Here is a 565-nt window from a genome sequence, read left to right as displayed (position 1 = left end):
CCCTCGGGTACTTCCCGCAGCGCGCTCATGTAGCCCAGGTTGTTGATCTCTTCGAGGAACAGCTGCTCGAAGTACATCCTGAACCCTTCCCACCCTGTCCGGCAGCCCAGCGCCTCGATGATGGCCTCCTGGTGCCGTTCCAGGTTCACCAGAAGCGCCTCAACGATCAGCCCGCGCCGGTCCGGGAAATGCCGATACAGCGTGGCATTTCCCAGGCCCGCGCGCCGGGCAATCGTATCCAGGGGAACGTCGAGGCCCTGTTCCGCGAACAGGGCGCGCGCCGCCTGCACAAGGGCCCGGCGGTTGCGCAGCTGGTCCCGCCGGGGGGTGTGCAGCCGTCCGGAATGCTCATGTTCTGTCACGCTGCCACTTTATGCCAGAGTCCGCTGCGAAAACGTGGACCAATCCCCGTTTCATCGCTAAGGTGGCTTTCACGGGTTCCGCAACCTTGGGATCCCGCCTATTCAATGGTGAACGCGCATGGACGGCAGGCAGGCCCGGCACTCCCGCAGAGGAGGTGACCGGTTGCCCAAGTGCGATCAGGAAAGGACACTCGCGATGCGGG

The 565-nt window shown here is 64.4% G+C and carries 1 protein-coding gene; it reads right to left on the bottom strand.

Annotated features, from left to right (window positions below; all coding sequences use genetic code 11):
- Positions 1 to 362 (bottom strand): TetR/AcrR family transcriptional regulator (locus AC5RWU_RS24515; protein WP_493986770.1); only part of this gene is annotated, 362 nt, incomplete at its 3' end.
- Positions 363 to 565: the final 203 nt, after the last annotated feature.

Source organism: Arthrobacter sp. B0427-1-12 (assembly GCF_059092905.1).
Note: the sequence above shows the minus strand (reverse complement) of the source record. Positions and strands in the feature narration are given on the sequence as shown.